The following is a 3,628-nucleotide window of genomic DNA, read 5'->3' on the forward strand; positions in this document are numbered from 1 at the left end:
GCTTGCCTTGCTTGGGCAGCGGGTACGCATGGCTGCGGCCGTCCATGTCGTGGAACACCACGCCCTGGTCGACCACGTCGATGCAGGTGGTGAACTCGGTGACCCAGCGGGCACCGAGAACGCCGTCGTCCAGCTTGTCCAGTCGCGAGTTGTAGGTACGCGTCCAGGTAACCGGGAACGGGCCGGGCAGGCTGAAGTCGGTGTGGTGCAGCGACTCGCTGCCCAGGGCGAAGTTGATGCGGTTGCAGGTACTGGTGCAGACCTCGTTCTTCTGGTCGTTGGCCGCTTTCGTCGCCGGGCCCTGGTTGGTGATCGACTCGGTACGGCCCTTGGAACCCTGGTGCTTGGCTTCGGTGACTTTGTCCTGCTTGACCACCGTGGGCAAGGCCTTGGGGTTGCGCAGGTGCCACTTCACGCTGCTGTTGTGCAGCACCAGCAGCATGTTCTTGATCGAGCCCTTGTTGGCCGTGCTACCCAGGCTCATCAGCTTGCCGCTCATTTGCGGCGCCAAGGTGCGGAATTGCTTGGTGTAGTCGAGCACTTCCTTCTGCACCCGAGTGGGCACGGCGTTGCTCATCAGCGTGTTGGCCGCGCCCTTGCCCATTGCCGAGTAGGCGTTGCTCAGCGCGCCGAAGGCGTTCTCGAAGGCCACCGACGGGTCGGACTTCCAGGTTTCGCTGACCTTCTGCGCCAGCTTCGTGGCCTTGTCGAGGTCGCCCTTGCTGTCGAGCTTACCGAGAATGATCGCGTCGATGGCGTCGGCGGTGTTGTTGATTAGTTGCTCGCCGGTCTTGGCGGCTTCGCCGAGGATGCTGTCGAGCTGGGCCTGGGCGTCGACGAGGAAGGTATCCAATTCGCCCAGCAGGTCGGCGTTGAGATGGCCGATGATGATCTCGACCAGCGCGTCGCCGAGGATGTCCTTGCCCTCCTGGCGAGCCAGGGTCAGCATCGGCCGCAGGCCCTTGCGCGCCGCAGCCATGGTTGGTGGCGCGGGGATCACGCCGATCAGGTTGATGCCCAGGCTTACCCAATCCCACGGGTCGGGTTCTTTGGCACTGGCGAGGTTGACGATATCGCCCACGGCATCGACCAGGGCGATGATGTTGCCGATTACCGGCAGCACCTCGGCAGCATCCTTGAGCCGCTCAAGGTTGACGTAGCCGCCACTGATGTCGCGCAGCCAGGCATCGAACACGGCGGCGCCGCGGCTGACATCGGCAACGCCGATCTGGTCCAGGGGAACGACCGCCGCCTGGGCTGGACGTGGTTTTTCAGGGGTGTTGGCGGTCATGAAATCAGTTCACCAGGCAAAAGATCGGTCACGGTGTTCAGGCTTGGCGCCTTGAAAGCGCGGAGTTTGGGCATCGCTGGTAGCTTGGGCAGGCTGGCCATGGCTCCTTGCGCGGCGCTGCTCGCCTTGCTGGCGGCACCCAAGGCGTTGGAGGCGGCCGGCAGGGCCGAGCTGGCGGCGCTTGCCAGTTGCGGCAGGCCAGCAACGCCGCCTTTGAGCGCGCCTTGCACCTGCTGCGCACTCTGCATCGCGCCCTGCCCGGTCTTGAGCAGGTTCATGCCGGTCTTGGCCCCGTCCATGCCGCTGCCGGCCAGTTGCTTGGCCTTGTCGAACAGGCCGCCTTCGCCCTTGGGCAGCGGCAGCTTGTCGACCAGCGATTCGAGCTGGGTCGACAGGCTGTTCGGATCGGGTGGCTGCACCGGCCACTCGACTTCGCCGATGTAGCTGCTCGGCGCCCACGGGGGCGTCGGATCGCGGCCGAAGGTGACCCAGGCCGGCCCGGGCGCGGCGCCGGACACGGCGTTGAAGCCCTGCCCGTCCAGCGAGCCCTTGAGCACCGTGCCCAGGGCGTCGGTGACTTCGTAGTCGCCGGCCTTGATGCCCTTGGTGTTGGCGTACAGGTTGAACAGTTCCAGCGCGCCTTTGCCGGGCTTGGGCGGCTCGGGGAAGGTGCCGGCCATGCTCGCCGCGCCGATATGGGCGAACCGCGCGGCGTGGGCGGTGTAGTTGGCGCTGGTAACGTGGGTGATGCCGCTGGCGTTGTAGGTGGTGGCGCTGCCGCCGCCCTGCACCACCAGTTCGGTCTTGGCCTTGAGGATGATGCGGTCGGCGTTGGCAGTGATGTCGAGCTTGGCCAGCAGGTTGATGCTGTCCTTCAGGGCGCGGATGTCGATGTCGCCGGAGGCCGAGACCAGCTTCCAGCCCAGGCTCTGCACGAAGAAGCGCATGCCCTGGCTGGCACTGGCCAGCAGGCGTTTGCCAATCGACATACTGGTGTGGCCGGTACTGCTCAGGGCCAGGTGGCTGCCGCTGGTGAGGTGGTTCGGGCCGGGGGTGGTCAGGGCGATGCCGGCCGGGCTGGACACCACAAGGTGCGGCTGGGTGAATTCGGCGAACTCGTTTTTCGTGAGGTCGCCTGGGCCGCTGCCGAGGATGCCAATGTGCTGCTTGTGCAGATCCTTGGCCACGGCGTCCTGGTCGCCGGGCTCCTGGGCCTGCATCTGCTTGGCCAGTTCAGCCAGGCTGTCTTGCTGCTCGCTGGCGGTGGCCAGACGTTCGGCGGTTTCCGGCAGGTCCTTGTGGTGCTTGGCTTCGTTGGCGCGGGGTTCGGTGGTGATCAGCAGGCCACCGGCCGCGCGCACGGCGCCGTGGCGGTCGGTGCGCAGCTCGAAGCCTTCTCCGCGTGGCGCGCCGCCGCTTGGGCGCGGATGCGTCAGGTAGCCGAGGTTCAGCGCACTGGCGCCATGATCACTGCGCAGGGCAATGCTGATTTCGCTGGTGGTGTCGTCGATGCGCAGTTCGTTGCCGCGGCTGCCCTTGTATTCCTTGCTCTTGATGGTGGCCAGGGTTTTCAAGTCGGGCAGCTTGTAGTGCGGCATGTTCACGCCGTGGTACAGGCAGCCGGTGACCAAGGGCTGATCGGGGTCACCTTCGAGGAAGCTGACCAGCACTTCCATGCCCACGCGGGGCAATTGCAGGCCAGCGATGCCTTGGCCGGCCCAACTGCTGGCCACGCGCATCCACACGCTGGACTTGTCGTCGGCGCGGCCCTCACGGTCCCAGAAGAACTGCACTTTGATGCGGCCGTATTCGTCGCAGTAGATCTCTTCGCCGGCCGGGCCGCTGACCACGGCGCGCTGCTCGCCGAGCACCTTGGGTTTCGGGTGGTTCAGCGGTGGTCGGTACGGCTGCTCCCACGGGGTGACCACGAAGAAGTTGCGGTAGCCCTGCTGGAAGCCGTCGTACTTGGCGTCGACGTCGCTGGTAATGGCTTCTTCCAGCACCTGTGGCTGGCGGCCCTGATGGCGTAGCTCGACCAACAGCCAGAGATCGTTCCAACTGGCGTTGGGATGGCTCGCGAGAGTCAGGAAATGGCCACTGGCGAGCAGCGGCTGGTCGCTATCGCCCTGGGCCTGGCGGTAGTCGCTGCGGTGGCGCTCCAGGGCGCGGTTGGCCAGGTGTTTGCCACGCGGACGATCGAGGAAGCGGCCGGGGTAGTCGTAGTCTTCCAGAGCCGGTTCGTCGTGGCTATCGACCGCGCCTTCGAGCTGGATCAGCGGTTTCTTGAAGTCGTAGTCGCGGCGGGTGACGCTGCTGGTGCGGGTTTCCAGGCGCAGG

2 protein-coding genes are annotated in these 3,628 nt (G+C 65.8%); both read right to left on the minus strand.

The window, feature by feature from the left end:
- A partial coding sequence (locus tag NJG22_RS24275) for a DUF6531 domain-containing protein (RefSeq protein ID WP_253098457.1) occupies positions 1-1,291 on the minus strand: 1,291 nt, incomplete at its 3' end.
- Positions 1,288-3,628, minus strand: a 2,341-nt coding sequence (gene tssI, locus NJG22_RS24280; RefSeq protein ID WP_253098459.1) for a type VI secretion system Vgr family protein, incomplete at its 5' end; no start/stop codon positions are given. The genes NJG22_RS24275 and tssI, both read right to left, overlap by 4 nt.

The sequence above is a fragment of the Pseudomonas sp. VA159-2 genome (assembly GCF_024126635.1).
Classification (GTDB): domain Bacteria; phylum Pseudomonadota; class Gammaproteobacteria; order Pseudomonadales; family Pseudomonadaceae; genus Aquipseudomonas; species Aquipseudomonas muyukensis.